Raw genomic sequence first — 19,580 nt, forward strand, 5'->3', positions numbered from 1 at the left:
TGTCCGGGTCGACGACCGGAGTGGCCTGGTTTTGCTCCGCCCCGGCAGCACGGCGGCGGGTGGACTGCTTGAGGCGATAGCTGTCGCCGTTCATGGCCAGGATGCTGACGTGGTGCGTGAGCCGATCGAGCAGCGCGCCGGTGAGCCGCTCGGATCCCAGGGCCTGCGTCCAGTCCTCGAACGGCAGGTTGGATGTGACGATCGTTGATCCCCGCTCATAGCGCTGCGAGAATGTCTCGAACAGCAGCTTCACCGCCGCAAGATCGCGCTGCATCTTGAGCAGTCGCTTTTCGTCCCTCGCCTCCATCAGTTGGTTGACCAGGGCAGCGGCGGTCGTGAACGCGACCGTGAAGCCTTTCTGGCAAGCCGCCAGTCCCAACGCGAGCGCCACATGGGTTTTGCCGGTGCCACTATTGCCCAGCGAGATGATATTTTCCCGCCGCAGGATATATTCGCAGCGCGCCAACTCCAGCACGAGCATTTTGTTGAGGCCTTGAATGGCCATGAAGTCGAACGTGTCGAAGCTTTTCACCGCCGGGAACCGCGCAGCCCGGATCCGGCGCTCCACGGTGCGGCGCTCACGATCGATCAGCTCAAGTTCGATGAGGCGAAGCAGGTATCGGCTATGATCGACCCCGTCGCGTGCACATTCACGCGCCAGCTTCTCATATTCCCGTAGCACCGTAGGAAGTTTGAGCTGCTTGAGATGATGCGCGAGCAGGACCTGCGGCGTCCCCGCCATGGTGCCGGTGGGCATCTTGTCCTCTGTGCCCCGGTTCATGCCGCCAACTCCTGAGATGTTTGGGGCACGAGCGCAGCATAGTCGGCGGCACGCGTCGTCTTCACGTCCATTTTCGGCAGGTGAGGATAGGCTGCCAGATCCAGGCGGGCGGGCCGCCGTTCGATGCGCCCCAGCGCGATCTGCTTGACCGCATCGAAGCCGATTGCGCCGATACAGATCGCCTCGTTCACCGCGAAGGTGACGATCTCCATCGGTATCGCCTCCAACAGGCGCAGGATCTGGATGAACTCGCGCTTGCCCTTGTTGCCCATACGCGCCTCAAGGAGGTTACGCATATGCTGGAACGCTTGCGGAAGGGCCCAGTCCTGCAACGCGGCGGCCTGATCGAGCGCATTGGGCTTGGTCTCGATCAGCGCCAGATAATGCAGCGGGTTCGCCACGAACATGGCCTCACCATAACAGCGCGCATGCCGAGCGATCTCCTCATTGCCACATAGGATGACCACCGTGTCGACGAAGCCCTTCACCATGACATCCTGGAAGCCATACCGGGTCGGCACCGAGTAGTCGTTGGTCCGGTAGCGCACCAGAGCGGTCGACGATACGCGAACGGCCCTGGTCTCGCACGGTTCGAACTGCCCTGCTGGCAATGCCCGCATCACCGCCAGATCGGCCAGGAGCCGTGTGCCGATCGTCTCACTATGTCGGCCAGACCGCTCTTCCTGCCGGGCCCGGCAGCGGTCCAACAGCTCATCATTGAAGTTATCGAAGCTGGGCGCATGCGGGATCGGCACCATGAAGTGCGATCGGGCGTGCTTGACCAGGCCTTCCACCTTCCCCTTGTCGTTCCCCTTTCCAGGCCGACCAAAGCGATCGGTGAAAAGATAATGGCTGACGAGCCCGGTGAACGCGCGTGTTCGCTCGCGCTTCCCATCCCCGCAGATTCTGGCAACCGCGATCTTCGTGTTATCGTAAAGGATTGACAGCGGCATACCGCCAAAGAAGGCGAACGCCGATACATGCCCGTCCAGAAAGGCCTCGGTCGTCTCCGCTGGATAGGCCTTCACAAAGCAGGCATCCGATTGCGGCAGGTCCATGCAGAAGAAGTGCATTTTCCGGCGGACACCATCGATCACGCCTACCGCTTCGCCAAAATCCACCCGTGCATGTCCTGGCGGGTGCGCCAGCGGCACGAACGTCTCGCGTCCGCGCGCCCGGCACAGCCGGACATAATCCTTTACGACAGTGTAGCCGCCGACAAAGCCATGCTCGTCGCGCAGACGTTCAAAGATCCGTTTGGCGCTGTGCCGCTGCTTCACAGGCGCAATGCGATCCGCTGCCAGGATCGCGTCAATCACTGGCAGCAGCGGTCCCAACTTCGGCTTCGCCACAGGCTTGGTCCGCGTGTAGCCGGGCGGCAGAGATAACCGGAACATCTTCGATATCGTCTCGCGGCTCAGTCCAAAGACCTTCGCGGCCTCGCGCTGGCTGTTACCTTCAACAAAAACAAAGTGCCGAACGGCGGCGTAGCTCTACACGGCAAACATCCCCGGCCACCCCCCTTAAAAGGAGCAACCTATCCAATGGCTGGCTTTTAAACCGCCACGCTCAGCAAATCGCTGGCGTTCCATTGGCCTGGTTTGTCACCGCCCTCTACACCTCGAACCTCAATCCGCCCAGTTTCTCGAGCTTTGGCCGACGGCGACGACGATGCCAGTTCGACAGGCACGAAGCCTGCCATCGCTCCGCGAAGCAGCTGCTTGCGCCAGGGATAAAGCTGGCCTGTTCCAACGCTGTGCCGCCGAGCCACGGCCGAGACGATCGCCCCCGGCACCGTCGTCTCCTTCAGGATCGCCAGCTTCTCCTCGTCGCTCCAGTTCCGACGCCGCTCCACCCGTACAAGCGCTCCGCCATCACCGCGACCGCTCATACGAGGATCGTTTGACTGCTCGATGTCCATGCTCACGCCTCCTCAAAGGGCGCGAGCTTTCCTATTCCGGTGCCGGCAACAAGGCCGTCTTCCGTCGGCGCTTACGATCGAAACTGTCAAGATCGGACGATCCACGTTCATCCCCTACCGATGCATCAAGCGATTGGTCGAGCGCTAGCAGGTGAGAGCTTCGAGATAAGGCCGCATGATACGCCATGCGCCGCCGGCGATGGCCGCTTGCGCGATCACGCCCGGGGTCGCTCTGCGCTGGGCAAGGGCCGCGCGCAGCCCCTCCACCGCAATGGAGCGTTCGACTAGCCTGGAGTTTCAAAACAGATCACCGGCGCGCTGCTTGATCGGCTCACGCACCACGTCAGCATCCTGGCCATGAACGGCGACAGCTATCGCCTCAAGCAGTCCACCCGCCGCCGTGCTGCCGGGGCGGAGCAAAACCAGGCCACTCCGGTCGTCGACCCGGACACTGGCGAGATCACCGCCACCTGATCAATGACGACAACGATATGAAGAGGGCCCCGATCGGGGCTCTCTTCATATCGTCAGGCCCGCATCAACAGTGGCCTGCTTTTACTCCGCCCCGATGGCCTGGAATCTGACCGCCGTTGACACCACGGAGTGGTCGGCACTTCCGATGGCGTATCGATCTACTAAGCCATTGTCCTGGTCCAGCGCTTCAATCAATCGGTGTATAGTTGGCCGTGGCGCTAGGTCGCGTTGGACGCATGACGATTTGCTGCACTTCCGCCCGATGAAACGGCCATCAGCGGCGATCATACAAAACTTCACGTCCGGTCATGGCCGGTGTGCTGCCCCCTTCCATACGCAAATACTATGCGATTGGGATATCCTCCGTCTCGAATTCCAACGACGCCCTGCAATATCTAGGCGACTGCAGATGACTCATGCGGCCTCCTTCGCGCGAGCACTGTGGGAGACAACCCATGCAGGACATCCTCTGGATCGGCCTCATCCTCGCTCTGCTCGGCGCTAGCCTTGGCTATGTCGCACTGTGCGACAACGCGTGAGGGTGGCCGGACAATGACTCTTGATCTCTGGCTCGCGGCGATCACCGCCCTTGGCCTCCTTCTTTATCTGGTCGCCGTACTTGTGCGGCCCGAACGCTTCTAGACAAAGGAAGCTCTCATGACATTCCAGGGATGGCTGCTGATCGCGGCCTTTGTGGGCATTTTGCTGGCGCTGACCAAGCCGGTCGGCCTTTGGCTGTTCGCTCTGTATGAGGGACGCCCCACACCACTTCATGCCATACTCGGCCCGGTCGAGCGTGGGTTTTACAAATTGTCGGCCATTGATCCGAACGAGGATCAGAGCTGGCGGCGCTACGCCGTTCATATGCTGATCTTCAATGCCGCGCTGCTGCTGCTGACATATGCTATATTGCGGTTGCAGGCGGGGCTTCCGCTCAATCCGCTGGGATATACGGGGCTGAGCGAACATTTGTCGTTCAACACCGCGGTCAGCTTCACCACCAACACCAACTGGCAAAGCTATGGCGGCGAATCGACCATGTCGAACCTCAGCCAGATGCTGGGTCTGACCATCCACAATTTCCTGTCGGCCGCGACCGGCATCTCGCTCGCCTTCGCCTTCTTTCGCGGATTCGCGCGGCGCAGCGCGACGGGCATCGGCAATTTCTGGGCCGATATGACGCGGGTGACGCTCTATCTGCTGCTACCGATCTGCATCGTCTATGCGCTGTTCCTGATCGCCAGCGGTGTGCCGCAGACATTGGCCGGTTGGGTTGATGTGACGACGTTGGAAGGCGTGAAGCAGACACTCGCGCTTGGCCCGGTCGCCAGCCAGGAAGCGATCAAGATGCTCGGCACCAATGGTGGCGGCTTCTTCAACGCAAATTCGGCCCACCCGTTCGAGAACCCGACCGCGCTCACCAATTTCGTGCAGATGGTGTCGATCTTCCTGATCGGCTTCGGCCTGACCTGGACGTTCGGCAAGGCGGTCGGCAATACGCGCCAGGGTTGGGCGATCCTCGCCGCGATGCTCACCATCTTCCTCATCGGCGTGACTGTCGTCTATGCGCAGGAAGCGGCCGGTAATCCGATCCTGCACGGCCTGGGCGTTCCCGGCGGCAACATGGAGGGCAAGGAGGTCCGCTTCGGCATCGCCGCTTCGGCACTCTTCTCCGTCATCACCACAGCAGCGAGTTGCGGTGCAGTCAACGCGATGCATGACAGTTTCACAGCGCTCGGCGGCATGATTCCGCTGTTCAACATCCAGCTGGGCGAAGTCGTCGTCGGTGGCGTTGGTGCCGGTATCTACGGCTTCCTGCTGTTCGCCATTCTGGCCGTGTTCGTCGCTGGCCTGATGGTTGGCCGGACGCCGGAATATGTCGGCAAGAAGATCGAGAGCCGCGAAGTAAAACTGGCAGTGCTGGCCATTGCGGTTCTGCCGCTGATCATTCTTGGCTTTACCGCCATCGCCTCGGTCATGGATGCCGGACTTGCCGGCCCGCTCAACAAGGGGCCGCACGGCTTCTCGGAGATACTCTACGCCTTTACCAGCGCCGTTGGGAATAACGGGTCGGCCTTTGCGGGTCTTACCGCAAATACGCCCTTCTATAACGGGCTGCTGGGCATCGCGATGTGGCTCGGGCGTTTCTTCGTGATCATTCCGATGCTGGCGATCGCAGGCAGCCTTGCCGCCAAGAAATATACACCGGCGACAGCGGGCAGTTTCCCGACCACCGGACCGCTCTGGACCGGCCTCCTGATCGGCATCGTGCTGATCGTGGGCGGCCTCACCTTCCTGCCCAGCCTCGCGCTTGGTCCTATTGCCGATCATCTTGCGATGATCCGCGGCCAGCTTTTCTGATCGGAGCATCACAATGGCACGCACAGCGTCCAAATCGCTCTTCACCGCAGACCTGATCGTTCCGGCGATCGGCGATGCATTCCGCAAGCTCAACCCCCAACAACTGATCCGCAATCCGGTGATGTTCACGACCGCGGCGGTGGCTGTTCTTCTGACCGTCCTTTTGGCTGTCGGGCAGGACGGGCTGACAGTCGGCTTCAAGCTGCAACTGGTCATCTGGCTGTGGCTGACGGTGTTGTTCGGCACCTTTGCCGAAGCCATCGCAGAGGGGCGTGGCAAGGCGCAGGCTGTGTCGCTGCGCGCGACCAAAGCCGACCTGACCGCCAAGCGCCTGAAAGGCGAAGGTCGCGAGAGCGAAAATGTGCCGGCCAGCGCGCTCCGCATGGGCGACATCGTTCTGGTGGAGACAGGGGATCTGATCCCGGCCGATGGCGAGGTCGTGTCAGGCGTCGCGTCTGTCAACGAAGCGGCCATTACCGGCGAAAGCGCGCCTGTCATCCGCGAAGCCGGTGGCGACCGGTCGGCGGTCACGGCGGGCACGCGCGTCATTTCGGACGAGATTCGCGTCTGTGTCACCGTGAACCCCGGCCAGGGCTTCCTTGATCGGATGATCGCCCTGGTCGAAGGGGCCGAGCGACAGAAAACCCCCAACGAGATCGCTCTCACCATCTTGCTGGTGGGCCTGTCCATCATCTTCCTGATCGCTGTCGGCACCATCCCCGGCTTTGCAAGCTATGCTGGCGGGTCGATTCCCGTCGCGATCCTGGCCGCATTGCTGATCACTCTCATCCCGACGACGATCGCAGCTTTGCTGTCTGCGATCGGCATCGCCGGCATGGACCGGCTCGTGCGCTTCAACGTCCTTGCCAAGTCCGGCCGTGCCGTGGAGGCCGCAGGCGACATTGACGTGCTACTGCTCGACAAGACCGGCACCATCACGGTCGGCGATCGGCAAGCGACCGAGTTCCGTCCCGTCGGCGGGGCAAGCCTGGCTGCGCTCGCAGAGGCCGCCCTGCTCGCTAGCCTGGCCGACGAGACGCCGGAGGGCCGCTCCATCGCCCTGCTCGCCCGTGATAAGTTCGGCCAATCGGCGCAGGCTTTGCCCGACGGAGCAGAGGTTATCCCGTTTACGGCGCAAACGCGGATATCGGGTGTGAAGGTCGGTGGCAGCGTGATCCAGAAGGGTGCGGTCGATTCCATCCTTCGCGCCAATCCCGGTCTGGACAAGGAACCGGCAACGCAGGAACTGCGCCGCATCACCGACGAGATTGCACGCGCAGGCGGCACGCCGCTGGCCGTTGCAAAGGACGGCAAGCTGCTGGGTGCGATCTTCCTGAAGGACATCGTCAAGGCAGGCATCCGCGAACGGTTCGGCGAACTGCGCGTCATGGGCATCCGCACGGTCATGATCACCGGCGACAATCCCCTGACCGCCGCGTCGATCGCCGCCGAAGCTGGCGTCGACGACTTTCTTGCCCAGGCGACGCCAGAGGACAAGCTGGCGCTGATCCGCAAGGAACAGGAGGGCGGACGCCTGGTCGCCATGTGCGGCGACGGCACCAATGACGCGCCAGCCCTCGCCCAGGCAGATGTCGGCGTTGCGATGAATACCGGCACCCAGGCAGCGCGGGAAGCGGGCAATATGGTAGATCTGGACAGTGATCCGACCAAGCTCATCGAGATAGTCGGGCTTGGCAAGCAGCTGCTGATGACCCGCGGCGCGCTCACCACTTTCTCGGTCGCCAACGACGTCGCCAAATATTTCGCGATCATTCCGGCCATGTTCGTGGTGCTTTATCCGGGCCTCGGCATTCTCAACGTCATGAAGCTTGCGACACCGCAGAGCGCGATCCTGTCGGCGATCATCTTCAATGCGCTGATCATTCCGCTGCTCGTGCCGCTGGCGTTGAAGGGTGTGACCTACCGGCCCATCGGTGCCGGGCCGCTGCTGGCGCGCAATCTCGCCATCTACGGGCTTGGCGGACTCCTCTCGCCGTTCGTCGGCATCAAACTCATCGACCTGGCCGTCAGCGGCCTTGGCCTCGCCTGACATCATCGGGCCTGAAGGAAAGCATCATGGGCAAGGACTTCCTCACCTCTCTCCGGCCAGCGTTCACGCTGACCATCCTCTTCGCGCTTCTGCTCGGCATCGTCTATCCGCTGACGATGACGGGCATCGGCCAAACCCTCTTCCCGCATCAGGCCAATGGCAGCCTGATCGAGGAACAGGGCAAGCTCGTTGGCTCGTCGCTCATCGGCCAGGGCTTTGCCGATCCGCGCTATTTCTCCTCACGCCCGTCTGCCGCTGGCAAGGGCTATGATGGCCTTGCTTCATCAGGCTCTAACTTTGGTCCAACGAGCCAGGCGCTGGTCGATCGCACGAAAGCCGATGTCGCCAAATTTCAGCAAATGTCCCCCGGTCTCCCTGTTCCGTCCGACCTGGTGACAGCCTCCGCCTCAGGCCTTGATCCTGACATCTCGCCTGAGGCGGCTTTTTATCAAGTTGCGAGGGTCGCCGCCGTTCGCGGCCTGCCCGCAGCGCGCGTTCGCACCCTCGTGCAGGACACGATCAGGACGCCGTTCCTCGGCTTCCTGGGCGACCCCAGCGTCAACATTCTCGATCTTAATCGACGACTGGACCGGATCAGCGCTACAACAGCACAGTGAACGACACCGACAAACGCCCTTCGCCAGAGTCCTTCCTGCGGGTAGCCGCGCAGGAAGGACGCGGCCGTCTCAAGCTGTTCCTCGGCGCAGCGCCTGGAGTTGGCAAGACTTACGAGATGCTCAGCGACGGAATGCGGCGGCTCAAGTCCGGCGTCGATGTCGTGGTTGGCGTTGTCGAGACGCATGGCCGACGCGAGACCGAAGCGCTGATCGCGGGTCATGAAGTGATACCAAGGCGGCAGATCGACCATGGGGGGATCAACCTTGGCGAAATGGATCTGGACGCCATTCTTGAACGGCAGCCAAAGCTCGCCCTGGTCGATGAACTGGCGCACAGCAATGCTCCGGGCAGCCGTCATCCCAAACGCTATCAGGACGTCGAGGAACTGCTCGATGCCGGTATCGACGTCTATTCGACGATCAATATCCAGCACATAGAGAGCCTGAACGACGTCGTCGCATCCTTCACCCATGTGCGCGTGCGCGAAACCGTGCCCGATTCCATTCTGGAAACCGCAGAGATCGAGGTCGTCGATATATTGCCCGACGAGCTGATCGAACGGCTCAAGGAAGGCAAGGTCTATATCCCGGCAGAGGCGACGCGGGCGCTCTCCCATTTTTTCTCCAAGTCCAACCTGACCGCCCTGCGGGAACTGGCGCTGCGCCGCGCCGCGCAGGCGATCGATACGCAGATGCTCGATTATGTCCGCGCCCATGCGCTGGCGGGCAGCTTCGCGGTGGGCGAGCGCGTCGTGGTCGCTGTCAGCGAGCAACCGAGCGCGCCGGGCCTGGTCCGCGCGGCCAAGCGCCTCGCCGATGCGCTCAAGGCGCCCTGGACCGCCGTGCATATCGAGACCCGGCGCGCGCAGGCCTTTTCCGACGAGGAGCGCAAGGCGCTGGCCGATACGCTGGCGCTGGCATCCCGACTGGGCGCGGCGACAGCCAGCATTCCGGCGGAAAATGTCGTCGAGGGTCTGCGGAGCTTTGCCGCCGATGCGCACGCGACCCAGATCGTCATCGGCAAGTCGAGCCGATCCTGGTGGTTTGAGCTGCGCCACGGATCCGTGGTCGACCGGCTCGTCCGCGATATCGGGTCGGTGGCGGTCCATGTCCTCCCATCCGACGACGACGATCTTGCGCCGCCGCGTAGCCGGCATTCGACCCGCATGGCATGGGGCAAGCCGAGCGACTATCTCTGGTCGGCGCTGACGATCGCCGCAATGACGGCGGTTGGCCGCCTGCTGCTGGAGGTCATCGACCTTGGCAATATCGCCTTGCTGTATCTGGTCCCGGTCATGTTCGCCGCAGCGACCTACGGCCTGCGCGCCGGACTGTTTGCCGGGCTGGTATCGAGCCTTGCCTATAATTTCTTCTTCCTGCCGCCGACCGGCACATTGACCGTCAACAACCCGGAAAATGTCATCTCCATCCTCGTGCTGCTGGGCGTTGCGATCGTCACCAGCCAGTTTGCTGCGCGGGTGCGCGGGCAAGCCGATCTTGCCCAGTCCAGCGCGCGCCAGAATGCCGCGCTTGCCGGTTTCTCACGGCAGCTGACCTCCGCCGCCAGCCAGGATGATCTGATCCAGGCGATCTGCGCGGAGATTGCGCGGCTGCTGGACGTTCGCACAGTCATGCTGCTGCCGTCGGATTCCGGTCCCGCGCTGCGCGCCGCCTACCCGCCCGACGACAGGCTTCAGGAAATCGAGCGGGCAGCGGCGCAATGGGCGATGAACAATGCCCAGCCAGCGGGCCGCGGATCATCGACGCTGACGGCGTCGGACTGGCTGTTCCATCCGCTGCGCACCCAGCGCGGCGTGCTGGGCGTGCTGGGGATGGCGCGCGACGATGCGGGGGAACCGCTGCGATCGGATCAGACGCCCCTGCTCATGAGCCTTCTCGATCAGGCAGCGATTGCGCTCGATCGCATGGCGCTGGAGGAAGAGATGCAGGGCGCGCGGCAGATTCACGAACGCGACCGTTTGCGGTCCGCGCTGCTGTCCTCCGTCAGCCACGACCTGCGCACACCGCTGACGACGATCATGTCCGCGGCGCAGGAATTGCGAAGAAAGCAACCATCGGCGCTGCTCGACACGATCGAGGGGGAAGCGCAGCGCCTCAACCGGTTCGTCGCCAACCTGCTGGACATGGCGAGGGTAGAAGCCGGTGCCCTGCCGATGAAGATCGAGCCGACCGATCTGTTCGACGCGGTGGCCAGTGCCATCAAGGACACCCGCCAGTCGCTTGTCGGCCATGAGGTCAGGGTCGACATTCCTTCGGACATTCCGCTGGTGCGCGTCGATCCAGTCCTGCTGCACCACTGCCTTATCAACCTGCTCGACAATGCGGGCCGTTATGGTGAGTCGGACACCCCGGTCACGATCAGCGGCAAGCGGATCGCGGACGCCATCCTGCTATCCGTCATCGACGAGGGACCGGGCATCCCGGTCGGCGCGGAAAAGAAGGTGTTCGATACGTTCACGCGCCTGGAAGGATCGGACCGGGTCAAGCATGGCACGGGACTTGGCCTCGCCATCGTCAAGGGTTTTGCAGAAGCGATGGGCCTGGGCGTCGATGCTTCGACCAATAGCGAACCGCGCGGTGCCTGCTTCACATTGCGCATACCCGAACATCTCATCATCAGCGATTTTCCCGGCGAGCCACTGTCATGACCATCCGCCACAAGGTTCTTATCATCGATGACGAACCGCAGATCCGCAGGCTGATCAACGCGGCGCTGAGCCGCGCCAATTATGCGACCGTCGAGGCCGAAAATGCGCGCGACGCGCTGGAAAAATTGCGGACCGAGCGGCCGGATATCAGCCTGCTCGACCTGGGCCTGCCCGACCGCGACGGACTGGAACTGGTGCCTTTGTTCAAGCAGAAAAGCGATACGACCCTGATCATCGTGTCAGCGCGGGATGCCACCGAAGAGAAGGTCGCGGCGCTCGATCTGGGCGCGGACGATTATCTGACCAAGCCCTTTGATACGGACGAATTGCTGGCGCGGGTTCGCGTGGCGCTGCGCAACCGCATGACCAAGGGCGGCGGCGTCCCGTCGGTGCGTGCGGGCAATGTCGAAATTGATCTGCTGGGCCGCGTGGTGAGGAAGGCCGGGCAGGAGGTGCATCTGACGCCCAAGGAATATGCGGCGCTGGCCCAGCTCGCCCAATTTCCCGGCCGTGTGATCACCCATGGCCAGATCATGAAGGAGGTCTGGCCCAAGGAACATGAGCATCATGTCGAATATCTGCGCGTCCTCATCCGCACCTTGCGGCAAAAGCTTGAGGATGATCCGCAGCGTCCGCAGATTATCGGCAATGAACTTGGGATCGGTTACCGCCTCCGCTTCTCAAGCGAGTTGACCGACGGTTAAGGTGACCAGCCCGATCTCAAACAATCTCCATCGCGTCGCCCGGTTGCAGCAGCGGTAGCAACCGCAGCATATCGGCCCGCTCGACCGCGACACAGCCTGCGGTCGGCCGGCCTTCTGAGAGGTGGAAGAAGATCGCACTGCCCTGCCCCGGCACCGGCGGCCGGTCGTTATGGCCGAGGATGACGATCACGTCATAGGCGTCGTCGGCGCGGATCAGGCTTTCGGCAGAGAAACCACGCGGCAGGCGGACCGGGCGGTTATAGGCGGGATCGGCCGGATCATCAGACCAGCCATCGCCAGTCCGCACCCAACGCCAGGGCAGGTGCAGCCCCGCCGGATCGACCTTGCCCGGTCGCAGCAGCACGCCCCGAAGCGGCCAGACGCCCAGCGGCGTGCAACAGTCGCCCTCGCGCTTGTCGCTCGCCACGCAGGCACCGCTCCGACCGATGGTGCAGGCCATGGAGATCGCGCCAAAGCTCAGGCGACCCGCGCCGCTATCGACGCGGATCAGGCTCATAGCTGGTGGCCGGTCCGGTCGCGCTTGGTGGCGAGATAGCGTTCGTTGTGCGGGTTGGCCGGCAGGATGATCGGCAGCCGTTCGGCCACGCTGATCCCCGCCGCCTCCAGCCCCGCCACCTTTTGCGGATTATTGGTCAGCAGCCGGACGGTGCGCACCCCGATCAGGTCCAGCATCCGCGCCGCGACCGAAAAATCGCGCGCGTCGATGGCAAAGCCAAGCCGGACATTGGCGTCCACGGTGTCGAAGCCCTGATCCTGCATCGCATAGGCGCGCAATTTGTTGACGAGGCCAATGCCGCGCCCTTCCTGCCGCAGATAGAGCAGCACGCCCCAGGGCGCGTCAGCGATCTGGTGGAGCGCTTCATGCAACTGCGGGCCGCAGTCGCATTTCAGGCTGCCCAGCACATCGCCGGTCAGGCATTCGCTGTGCAGGCGGACGACGGGGGGTGAGGAGTCCCGTTTCCCGACAATGAGTGCGACATGTTCGCGCGGTTCATCCGGGCTGCGGAAGGCAATGATTTCCGCGCTTTCGCTGGCCGACACCGGCAAGCTGGCGCGGGTGGCGATGGCGAGGTGGACGGCATCATCATAGGCGTCGATCGCATCGGCGCTGACATCGACATCCCGGTCGCCGTCGCCGTCCAGCGCGAAATAGGCGGGCAGGATGCCGGCAAGACGGGCGAGGCGCAGCGCCGCCTTCGCCGCCAGCGGCGCAGTGAGCGCGCGGGCCTGAAACGGTCCTTTAAGGGGAGAGGCGAGGTCGAGCACCGGGTCGGAGATAGCGGTCGCCACATCGGCGTCGATCCAAGGCGCGCGGGCGATCAGCACCGGCATGTCGGGATCGGCCGCCGCGATCTGGTTGGCGAGCTTGAGGGTCTGGCCGCGCGAGGCGGAGATTAATATGTCGGCTTTGCCCGCAGGATCGAAGTCGGCCAGCGTCACTGCGTCCGCTCCCTCCACCGCCATCAGACGCAGCGCGCCATCGGCGGCCGACACCCGCACCGCCCAGCCGCGGCGCAGTGCGTCGATCGCCCGCGCCGCGTCGCGCCCGATCGCCCGCCTGCCCATCAGAAGGCGAATTCGGTGATGATGGGGATATGGTCGGACGGCTTGCCCCAGTTGCGCGCAGGTTCGACGACGCGGTGGGCAACCGCCTTTTCGGCGACTTCGCGGGTCATCCACATATGGTCGAGCCGGCGACCGCGATCCGATTCGGCCCAGTCTTTGGCGCGATAGCTCCACCAGGTGTAGAGCCGTGCTGGTGCGGGGTGGAAATGACGGCCGATATCGACCCAGTCGTTCGATGCCTGCAAGCGGGCGAGGATTTCACATTCGACCGGCGTGTGGCTGACGACGTTGAGCAATTGCTTGTGACTCCACACGTCGCATTCCAGCGGCGCGATGTTGAAATCGCCGGTCAGGATGGTCGGCTTGTTATCCAGCGCCGACGACCATTGGATCATGCGTTCGATAAAATCGAGCTTCTGGCCAAATTTGGGATTCTGCTCCCGATCGGCAATGTCGCCCCCGGCGGGGACATAGACATTTTCTATCCGCACCCCATTGTCCAGGCGAACGCCGACATGGCGTGCCTCGCCATTGGCCTGCCAGTCGAGCCGGTCGTCCTCATATATCGGCACCCGGCTCATGATCGCGACGCCATGGTGCATTTTCTGGCCGTTCAGCACCTGATGAACATAGCCCAGACGGCGGAACATATCGGCGGGGAAGGTCTCGTTCACCACCTTGGTTTCCTGAAGGCACAATATGTCCGGCGCTTCCTGGGTCAGGAATTGTTCGACGATGTCGATGCGCGCGCGGACGCTGTTGATGTTCCAGGATGCGATGGAAAGAGTGTCGGCCATGGTGTCGCACTAGGAGGCTAATCCGCGCCATGCAAGACGGCTGCGCGCAGTGCGGACAAAGTAAGACCCCCGCTCCGGGGGCATGGAACGGGGGTCTCGATCGCGCCCTTGAAGCGCTTTGCGACGGGAGGACTGTGCCGGGTAACAGGGGGGAAATCCCGGTTGGCCTCTCGCCGTGGAGTTCTCAATAGCGCCCCGGATATGAGCGGCAGATGAACGGAACGGCAAGTTTATCCGTCCATCGCGCGGGGCGCTCGTTTCAGCCGCCCGCCGACCGTCCTTTTGGCCTGGGGTCGGTCCAGCGGAAGGCGGAATCGGCGATTGGCACGCCATAACGCTGGTTGGACAGGCGGATGGCGGTGCGGTTATTCTGCGAATCGAGCGCGACCCAGCCATAGAGTTGCAGGCCCGCCGGACTGGCGGCGTCCCGGCGGAAAATCATGGTGATGGTGCCATATTCGGGCCGCTTGGGATCGCGCGCCTGTACGCTCAGGATCGACGGATCGCCAGTCGGCACGACCTTGCCAAATTTGGACAGATCCTTGCTGGGATCAAGCAGCGCGCCCAGTGGCGAATTGCCGATCGGCCAGCGCTGCACCTGCCGCACTTCATAATCGATCATGATCAGCGCCTTGCCATCGCCGACAATTAGCAACGGCACGCCCTTTTGATATTGAAAGCGGATCTTGCCCGGTTGCTTGAGCGTCAGCTGTCCAGTGAGTGTCTGGCCATTACGGTCGGTCTGGCTGAAATCGGCGGTCATGCTGCTGACTGCGCGGATATAGGCATTGACCCGGCTGAGTTCAGACTGGCCCTGCTGCGCCAGCAACGGCGCGGCGAGCGGGACGGCAAGGACGACAGGCGCGGCGGCCAGCGCGAGACTGATGCGCTTCATGAATACTCTCCGGTTGTCACGGATGCGGTGTAGGATGAAGCGATTGAACGACCTGTGAACCTTGCCGTTCCCTGCGGTTCAGCCACGCCCCCTGTCAGGCTATAGCGGATTGCCATTCTCATCGCGCAGCACTTCGCGGCGGCCGACATGGTTGGGGGGGCCGACCAGCCCTTCTTCCTCCATTTTCTCGATGAGACGCGCGGCGCTGTTATAGCCGACCCGCAATTGCCGTTGCAGCCAGCTGGTCGAGGCTTTCTGATTCTCGAACACCAGCTGGCACGCCTTGCGGAACAACTGCGCATCGGGGCTGTCGTCGCCCAAGTCCACGCCGTCTAGGGCGAAGCTGCCTTCTTCGGGTTCTTCGGTGACGGCCTGGATATAGTCGGGCTGCCCTTGCGCGCGCCAATGGTCGGCGACGACGCGGACTTCATCGTCGGACACGAACGGGCCATGGACGCGCATCAGCCCCTTGCCGCCGTGCATGTAGAGCATGTCGCCCTTACCCAGCAATTGTTCGGCACCCTGTTCGCCCAGGATGGTGCGGCTGTCGATCTTGCTGGTCACGAAAAAGCTGATCCGGGTCGGCAGGTTCGCCTTGATGACGCCGGTGATGACATCGACCGAGGGGCGCTGGGTCGCGAGGATCAGGTGGATGCCAGCGGCGCGCGCCTTTTGCGCGAGACGCTGGATCAGGAATTCGACTTCCTTGCCCGCCGTCATCATCAGGTCCGCCAGTTCGTCCACCACCACCACGATCTGCGGCAGCGGCTGGAAATCGAGCTGTTCTTCCTCATAGATGGGCTTGCCATTCTCGGGGTCGTAACCGGTCTGGACGCGGCGGCCGAGCGGCTTACCCTTCGCTTTGGCAGCGCGGACCTTTTCGTTGTAATTGGCGAGGTTACGGACGGAGATGGACGCCATCATGCGATAGCGATCCTCCATCTGCTCGACCGCCCATTTGAGCGCACGAATCGCCTTTTGCGGTTCCGTGACGACCGGGGACAGGAGATGCGGAATGTCGTCATAGGTCGACAGTTCCAGCATCTTCGGATCGATCATGATCAGGCGCAGCTGGTCCGGCGTCATGCGGTAGAGCAGGGACAGGATCATGGCGTTAAGGCCGACCGACTTGCCCGACCCGGTAGTGCCCGCGATCAGCAGATGGGGCATGGGGGCCAAGTCGGCGATGATCGGTTCGCCGGAAATATTCTTGCCCAGGATGATCGGCAGCGTCCCTTCGCCACCAAATTGCTCGCTGGTGATGAGTTCGCGGAAGGACACGCCTTCGCGATGGGCGTTGGGCAGTTCGATGCCGATGACGGTGCGGCCTGGAATCGTCGCAACACGGGCCGACAGCGCCGACATGTTGCGGGCGATATCGTCCGCCAGCGCGATCACCCGGCTGGCCTTGATGCCCGGCGCTGGTTCCAGTTCATACATGGTAACGACCGGTCCGGGGCGGACCTCGACGATATTGCCCTTCACATGGAAGTCGTCGAGGACGGATTCGAGCAGCCGGGCGTTACGCTCCAGCGCCGCCTTGTCGATCTTGCCGCCCTGGCTGACAGGGACGGGATTGAGCAGGTCGGGCGAAGGCAGCGAGCTGTGGCCGAACAGATCGTCCTGGCTGACCGGAGCCATTTGTCGCTGGGTGGGTGCGGGCTTGGGCGTCTGGATGGTGATCGGCGGCTTGGGTTCGTTGGACACGGTCCTGCGCGGGGCAATGACCCGTTCGCCGACCTCTTCCTGCTCGTCCTCATCCGCCGCGCTGCTGCCCGTAAAGCCCAGGCTGGGCTTGGGCAGGCTGAGTTTGGGCAGGGCCGGGCGGCGGAGCGCGAGAATCGGCTTTTCCAATGCCAGGCTGCGATAACAGGCGACCAAGCCACCGATCATGGCGATGATCACGATGGCCCCGGTGATCCATGGCTGCGCCACCGGTACTTGCGCCGTCAGGCTCAATATTCCCTTGGCAGTAACCAGCGCGATCACCCCGCCCCACCCCGCTGGCAGGCCGACCAGCGGATTAGTCTGGAACAGGGCCAGCGCAATCCCGATCAGGATGATGCCGAACAGGCATTGGCCAAACTGCCCCTTCCACGCGCTCATATCCTGATCGCCCCAGAGGCGGCGCGCAGTGACCGCCATCAGTGGCAGGATCAGCGCGATGGGTACGCCCAGCAGCCAGAGCAGGAAATCGGCGGTCCAGGCACCCGGTGCCTGCATGACATTGGCGACATGATCGCCCGCCACGGTGTTCATCGACGGGTCGCTCGGCGTATAGCTGAGCAGCGCCAGCGCCAGAAACAGCGTCGCCAGCATCAGCGCGATGGCACCGATCAGCGCACCGCTGCGGAGCAGGCTGCGCTTGAGCATTTCGCGCCATTCGGGCGTGCGCTTCACTGTGCGGCTGACAGCCATGTTAACCCCGTGTCCCCCAAATGTTCCGTTTGCGCACAATGCGCCGGGCGGGGAGTCGGCGTCAAGGGTGTGCGCCCACGGCTCGTCCCGACTGATCCGTAACATTCCGTATAGCGGGCGGGGTCTGCGGCGGGGCAGGAACAGGCCCGAAAGGAATCTCCATGATCGCCGACTATTTTCCCACCGTCGTTGCCCTGTCGCTGGGTGCCTTTGCCGCCATGCTGATCTTTGTCAGTGTCGAGGATGCGCTCAAGCGGTGATCGGGGCGGTGGCGGCGAGTGCGCGGAGCGCTTCGCCGTCGAGCCGCTGCACCGTCCATTCGTCCATCGGCTGCGCGCCGATGGCGCGATAGACGGCGATCGCGGGCGCGTTCCAGTCCAGCACCGACCATTCCAGCCGGGCGCAGTCGCGATCCAGCGCGATCTGCGCCAGCCGGGCGAGCAACGCCCTGCCCGCGCCCATGCCACGCGCGTCCGGCTGCACGAACAGATCCTCCAGATAAAGACCCGGCCGCCCTTCAAAGGTCGAGAAATTGTGGAAGAAGAGCGCGAAGCCGATCGCCGCGTCGTCACTTTCCGCGATCAGCACTTCGGCCATGGGGCGCGGGCCGAACAGGTAGCGGGCCAGCGTCGCGGGGTCCGCCTTCACCGCGTGGGACAGCTTTTCATACGCAGCCAAGGCATGAATAAAGTCCACGATCGCATCGAGATCGTCTGGCGTGGCGGGGCGGATGGTCAGGGTCATTCAGGCGGTTCCCGGTTCGACATGGGCGATAGCCGCCCGTTTGCCGCGTGCGGTTATCAGGCAGGCAGCGATGATGAGGGCTGCGCCCGCCACTGTGGTCAGGGTCAGCCGCTCGCCAAAGGCCAGCCAGCCGACCACCGCCGCCCAGAGGAAGGCACTATATTCGACCGGGATCAGCCGTTGCGCCTCCGCCCGTGCATAGGCCCAGGCCAGCGCGGCAAGCGAGGTGAAGGCCAGACCCGCCGCCAGCAGGATCAGCGGTATGGCTGGCGGCGCGGGCAGCCGGGCGTAGAAGGGCGCGCCGATGGCGAACACGCCCAGCATGACGAGATGCTGGAAGAAGGCGACTTCGATCGGGGACGCGCGCTGCGCCTGCTGGCGTTGCAGGATGAGGTTCCAGGCGAACAGCACCGCCGACGCCAGCACCGCCAGCGCGCCCAGCAAGGCGTTGCGATCATAGTGGCCCTGCAAACGCCCCGACAGGATCACGCCGACGCCAACCAGCCCCAGCACAGACGCGCCGATGGCCTGCCGCCCGATCGTTTCGCCCAGCAGCAGAGCGGCGAGATAGAGCGCGATCAGCGGCGCGATGAAGGACAGGGCTATCGCTTCGGCGAGCGGCATCCGCATCAGCGCCCAGAAGAACAGCCCTGCCATCAGCGCCACGACCGATCCGCGCAGCATGTGCAGGCGCAGCACCGTCCGGTCGGGCCAGCGCTGGCGGGTGAGAAGCATCAGGCCAAGGCCAAGCAGCGTCCCCGTGATCGCGCGCCACAACAGGGCGTTGTAGAGACCGATGGCGAGGCTCAGCCCCTTCATCGCCGCATCCATCACCGAAAACAGCGCAACACCAATACAGCAGACGGCAAAGGGAATGAGGAAGCTGGAGCGCGCGGGCATGGCGTTCAGCGGATGAGCCGGATGTCGATGCCGATGTCCAGCGCGGTCCAGGCCCGGTCAGCGGTGATGACTGGCAGATTAGTCAGCCGCGCAAGCGCCAGACAGGCTCGATCCCCCAAGGACAATCCCAAATGTCGGGTTATCGGGCGAAGCATGGCGGCTTCCAATGCGTACGCTTCGTGGAATGGGCTGATACGCAGTTCCAGGCGCATGACCTGACGCTCCGCATCGTCTCGTGACAAGCCAGCTTCGACAAGTTTCGTGTAGGTTTCACACAGATTGATGACCGACATCTGCCCGGTCGCCAAATGCGGCCGCACCTGATCGGCTCCCGGCTCATCCAGCAATATGGTCAACAAAGCCGATGTATCGATGACCGCGGTCATTCGCGCTCCGCTTCGGCGCGGCGCTCGGCCAGAAAATCATCGACGGTGAAAGGCTTTTTTATCAATGCTTTCAGATCGCTCTGCACTTCGCGCAAAACCTGATCATAGCTTTTGACCAATATGCCGCTGCCGTGCCGCTCAAACACGATCCGGTCACCATCCTTGAAGCCCAGTTGTCGGCGCAACTCTGCCGGGAATACGGCCTTGCCGCCTGCAATCATCTTTCCGCTATAGGTCATGAAATGCCTCCAGGACCTAGATAATATATCGGTCCTA

General features: G+C 63.1%; 17 protein-coding genes and 2 pseudogenes. 7 read left to right on the forward strand and 12 right to left on the reverse strand.

Annotated elements, in window-relative coordinates; genetic code table 11:
* From KRZ98_RS08580 to KRZ98_RS08590, 3 genes and pseudogenes are all read right to left on the reverse strand, one after another.
* Positions 1–781 (reverse strand): ATP-binding protein (locus KRZ98_RS08580; RefSeq protein WP_217673159.1); only part of this gene is annotated, 781 nt, incomplete at its 3' end.
* Positions 778–2,289 (reverse strand): annotated as a pseudogene (istA, locus tag KRZ98_RS08585) (IS21 family transposase). The gene KRZ98_RS08580 and the pseudogene istA, both read right to left, overlap by 4 nt.
* 47 nt (positions 2,290–2,336) lie before the next feature.
* Positions 2,337–2,702, reverse strand: coding sequence for a transposase (locus KRZ98_RS08590; RefSeq protein ID WP_217673160.1), 366 nt, complete (start codon positions 2,700–2,702; stop codon positions 2,337–2,339).
* Positions 2,703–2,999: 297 nt separating this feature from the next.
* Between KRZ98_RS08590 and KRZ98_RS08595 the strand changes: the two are divergent.
* The 7 genes and pseudogenes from KRZ98_RS08595 to KRZ98_RS08625 form a co-directional block, all read left to right on the forward strand.
* Positions 3,000–3,176: pseudogene (locus tag KRZ98_RS08595) on the forward strand (ATP-binding protein); the annotation flags it as partial.
* Between the two features lie 552 nt (positions 3,177–3,728).
* Positions 3,729–3,818 (forward strand): K(+)-transporting ATPase subunit F, encoded by a 90-nt coding sequence (kdpF, locus tag KRZ98_RS08600; protein WP_037492487.1) that lies wholly within the window; start codon positions 3,729–3,731, stop codon positions 3,816–3,818.
* Between the two features lie 15 nt (positions 3,819–3,833).
* Positions 3,834–5,537, forward strand: coding sequence for a potassium-transporting ATPase subunit KdpA (kdpA, locus tag KRZ98_RS08605; RefSeq protein WP_217673161.1), 1,704 nt, complete (start codon positions 3,834–3,836; stop codon positions 5,535–5,537).
* Between the two features lie 13 nt (positions 5,538–5,550).
* Positions 5,551–7,587, forward strand: a complete 2,037-nt coding sequence (gene kdpB, locus KRZ98_RS08610; RefSeq protein ID WP_217673162.1) for a potassium-transporting ATPase subunit KdpB — start codon at positions 5,551–5,553, stop codon at positions 7,585–7,587.
* Positions 7,588–7,613: 26 nt separating this feature from the next.
* Positions 7,614–8,204, forward strand: a complete 591-nt coding sequence (gene kdpC / locus KRZ98_RS08615) for a potassium-transporting ATPase subunit KdpC (RefSeq protein ID WP_217673163.1) — start codon at positions 7,614–7,616, stop codon at positions 8,202–8,204.
* Positions 8,201–10,873, forward strand: coding sequence for a sensor histidine kinase KdpD (locus tag KRZ98_RS08620; protein ID WP_217673164.1), 2,673 nt, complete (start codon positions 8,201–8,203; stop codon positions 10,871–10,873). The genes kdpC and KRZ98_RS08620 overlap by 4 nt, the downstream gene beginning before the upstream one ends.
* Positions 10,870–11,577 carry a response regulator gene (locus KRZ98_RS08625; protein WP_217673165.1) on the forward strand — a complete coding sequence of 236 codons (708 nt, stop codon included), beginning with the start codon at positions 10,870–10,872 and terminating at the stop codon, positions 11,575–11,577. The genes KRZ98_RS08620 and KRZ98_RS08625 overlap by 4 nt, the downstream gene beginning before the upstream one ends.
* A gap of 16 nt (positions 11,578–11,593) precedes the next feature.
* On the opposite strand, the gene KRZ98_RS08630 is transcribed toward KRZ98_RS08625, so the two are convergent.
* From KRZ98_RS08630 to KRZ98_RS08670, 9 genes are all read right to left on the reverse strand, one after another.
* Positions 11,594–12,094: a L,D-transpeptidase gene (locus KRZ98_RS08630; RefSeq protein ID WP_217673166.1), complete on the reverse strand. Its 501-nt coding sequence runs from the start codon at positions 12,092–12,094 to the stop codon at positions 11,594–11,596.
* On the reverse strand, positions 12,091–13,164 hold the full coding sequence (gene ribA / locus KRZ98_RS08635; protein ID WP_217673167.1) for a GTP cyclohydrolase II: 1,074 nt from the start codon (positions 13,162–13,164) through the stop codon (positions 12,091–12,093). The genes KRZ98_RS08630 and ribA overlap by 4 nt, the downstream gene beginning before the upstream one ends.
* Positions 13,164–13,961, reverse strand: a complete 798-nt coding sequence (gene xth, locus KRZ98_RS08640; protein ID WP_217673168.1) for an exodeoxyribonuclease III — start codon at positions 13,959–13,961, stop codon at positions 13,164–13,166. The genes ribA and xth overlap by 1 nt, the downstream gene beginning before the upstream one ends.
* Before the next feature lie 259 nt (positions 13,962–14,220).
* Positions 14,221–14,856 (reverse strand): outer membrane lipoprotein carrier protein LolA, encoded by a 636-nt coding sequence (locus KRZ98_RS08645; protein WP_217673169.1) that lies wholly within the window; start codon positions 14,854–14,856, stop codon positions 14,221–14,223.
* Positions 14,857–14,955: 99 nt separating this feature from the next.
* Positions 14,956–17,274: a DNA translocase FtsK 4TM domain-containing protein gene (locus KRZ98_RS08650; protein ID WP_217673170.1), complete on the reverse strand. Its 2,319-nt coding sequence runs from the start codon at positions 17,272–17,274 to the stop codon at positions 14,956–14,958.
* 249 nt (positions 17,275–17,523) lie between these two features.
* Positions 17,524–18,018: a GNAT family N-acetyltransferase gene (locus KRZ98_RS08655; protein WP_217673171.1), complete on the reverse strand. Its 495-nt coding sequence runs from the start codon at positions 18,016–18,018 to the stop codon at positions 17,524–17,526.
* Positions 18,019–18,918 (reverse strand): DMT family transporter, encoded by a 900-nt coding sequence (locus tag KRZ98_RS08660; RefSeq protein WP_217673172.1) that lies wholly within the window; start codon positions 18,916–18,918, stop codon positions 18,019–18,021.
* Positions 18,919–18,923: 5 nt separating this feature from the next.
* Entirely contained in the window at positions 18,924–19,304 is a 381-nt protein-coding gene (locus KRZ98_RS08665) for a type II toxin-antitoxin system VapC family toxin (RefSeq protein WP_217673173.1), read from the reverse strand.
* The gene (locus KRZ98_RS08670; protein WP_217673174.1) at positions 19,301–19,543 is read right to left on the reverse strand and encodes an AbrB/MazE/SpoVT family DNA-binding domain-containing protein; all 243 of its coding nucleotides are present in this window, start codon (positions 19,541–19,543) and stop codon (positions 19,301–19,303) included. The genes KRZ98_RS08665 and KRZ98_RS08670 overlap by 4 nt, the downstream gene beginning before the upstream one ends.
* Positions 19,544–19,580: the final 37 nt, after the last annotated feature.

Origin of the sequence: Sphingobium sp. AS12, assembly GCF_019097845.1 — a bacterium.
Taxonomy (GTDB): Bacteria; Pseudomonadota; Alphaproteobacteria; order Sphingomonadales; family Sphingomonadaceae; genus Sphingobium.

What these genes read in the sequence shown, in the direction of transcription:
- kdpF (WP_037492487.1), top strand. Translation starts at nt 3,729, where the DNA reads ATGACTCTTGATCTCTGGCTCGCGGCGATCACCGCCCTTGGCCTCCTT.
- kdpB (WP_217673162.1), top strand. Translation starts at nt 5,551, where the DNA reads ATGGCACGCACAGCGTCCAAATCGCTCTTCACCGCAGACCTGATCGTT.
- xth (WP_217673168.1), bottom strand. Translation starts at nt 13,961, where the DNA reads ATGGCCGACACTCTTTCCATCGCATCCTGGAACATCAACAGCGTCCGC.
- KRZ98_RS08670 (WP_217673174.1), bottom strand. Translation starts at nt 19,543, where the DNA reads ATGACCTATAGCGGAAAGATGATTGCAGGCGGCAAGGCCGTATTCCCG.
- kdpA (WP_217673161.1), top strand. Translation starts at nt 3,834, where the DNA reads ATGACATTCCAGGGATGGCTGCTGATCGCGGCCTTTGTGGGCATTTTG.
- KRZ98_RS08655 (WP_217673171.1), bottom strand. Translation starts at nt 18,018, where the DNA reads ATGACCCTGACCATCCGCCCCGCCACGCCAGACGATCTCGATGCGATC.
- KRZ98_RS08650 (WP_217673170.1), bottom strand. Translation starts at nt 17,274, where the DNA reads ATGGCTGTCAGCCGCACAGTGAAGCGCACGCCCGAATGGCGCGAAATG.
- KRZ98_RS08645 (WP_217673169.1), bottom strand. Translation starts at nt 14,856, where the DNA reads ATGAAGCGCATCAGTCTCGCGCTGGCCGCCGCGCCTGTCGTCCTTGCC.
- KRZ98_RS08630 (WP_217673166.1), bottom strand. Translation starts at nt 12,094, where the DNA reads ATGAGCCTGATCCGCGTCGATAGCGGCGCGGGTCGCCTGAGCTTTGGC.
- KRZ98_RS08660 (WP_217673172.1), bottom strand. Translation starts at nt 18,918, where the DNA reads ATGCCCGCGCGCTCCAGCTTCCTCATTCCCTTTGCCGTCTGCTGTATT.
- ribA (WP_217673167.1), bottom strand. Translation starts at nt 13,164, where the DNA reads ATGGGCAGGCGGGCGATCGGGCGCGACGCGGCGCGGGCGATCGACGCA.
- kdpC (WP_217673163.1), top strand. Translation starts at nt 7,614, where the DNA reads ATGGGCAAGGACTTCCTCACCTCTCTCCGGCCAGCGTTCACGCTGACC.
- KRZ98_RS08590 (WP_217673160.1), bottom strand. Translation starts at nt 2,702, where the DNA reads ATGGACATCGAGCAGTCAAACGATCCTCGTATGAGCGGTCGCGGTGAT.
- KRZ98_RS08665 (WP_217673173.1), bottom strand. Translation starts at nt 19,304, where the DNA reads ATGACCGCGGTCATCGATACATCGGCTTTGTTGACCATATTGCTGGAT.
- KRZ98_RS08625 (WP_217673165.1), top strand. Translation starts at nt 10,870, where the DNA reads ATGACCATCCGCCACAAGGTTCTTATCATCGATGACGAACCGCAGATC.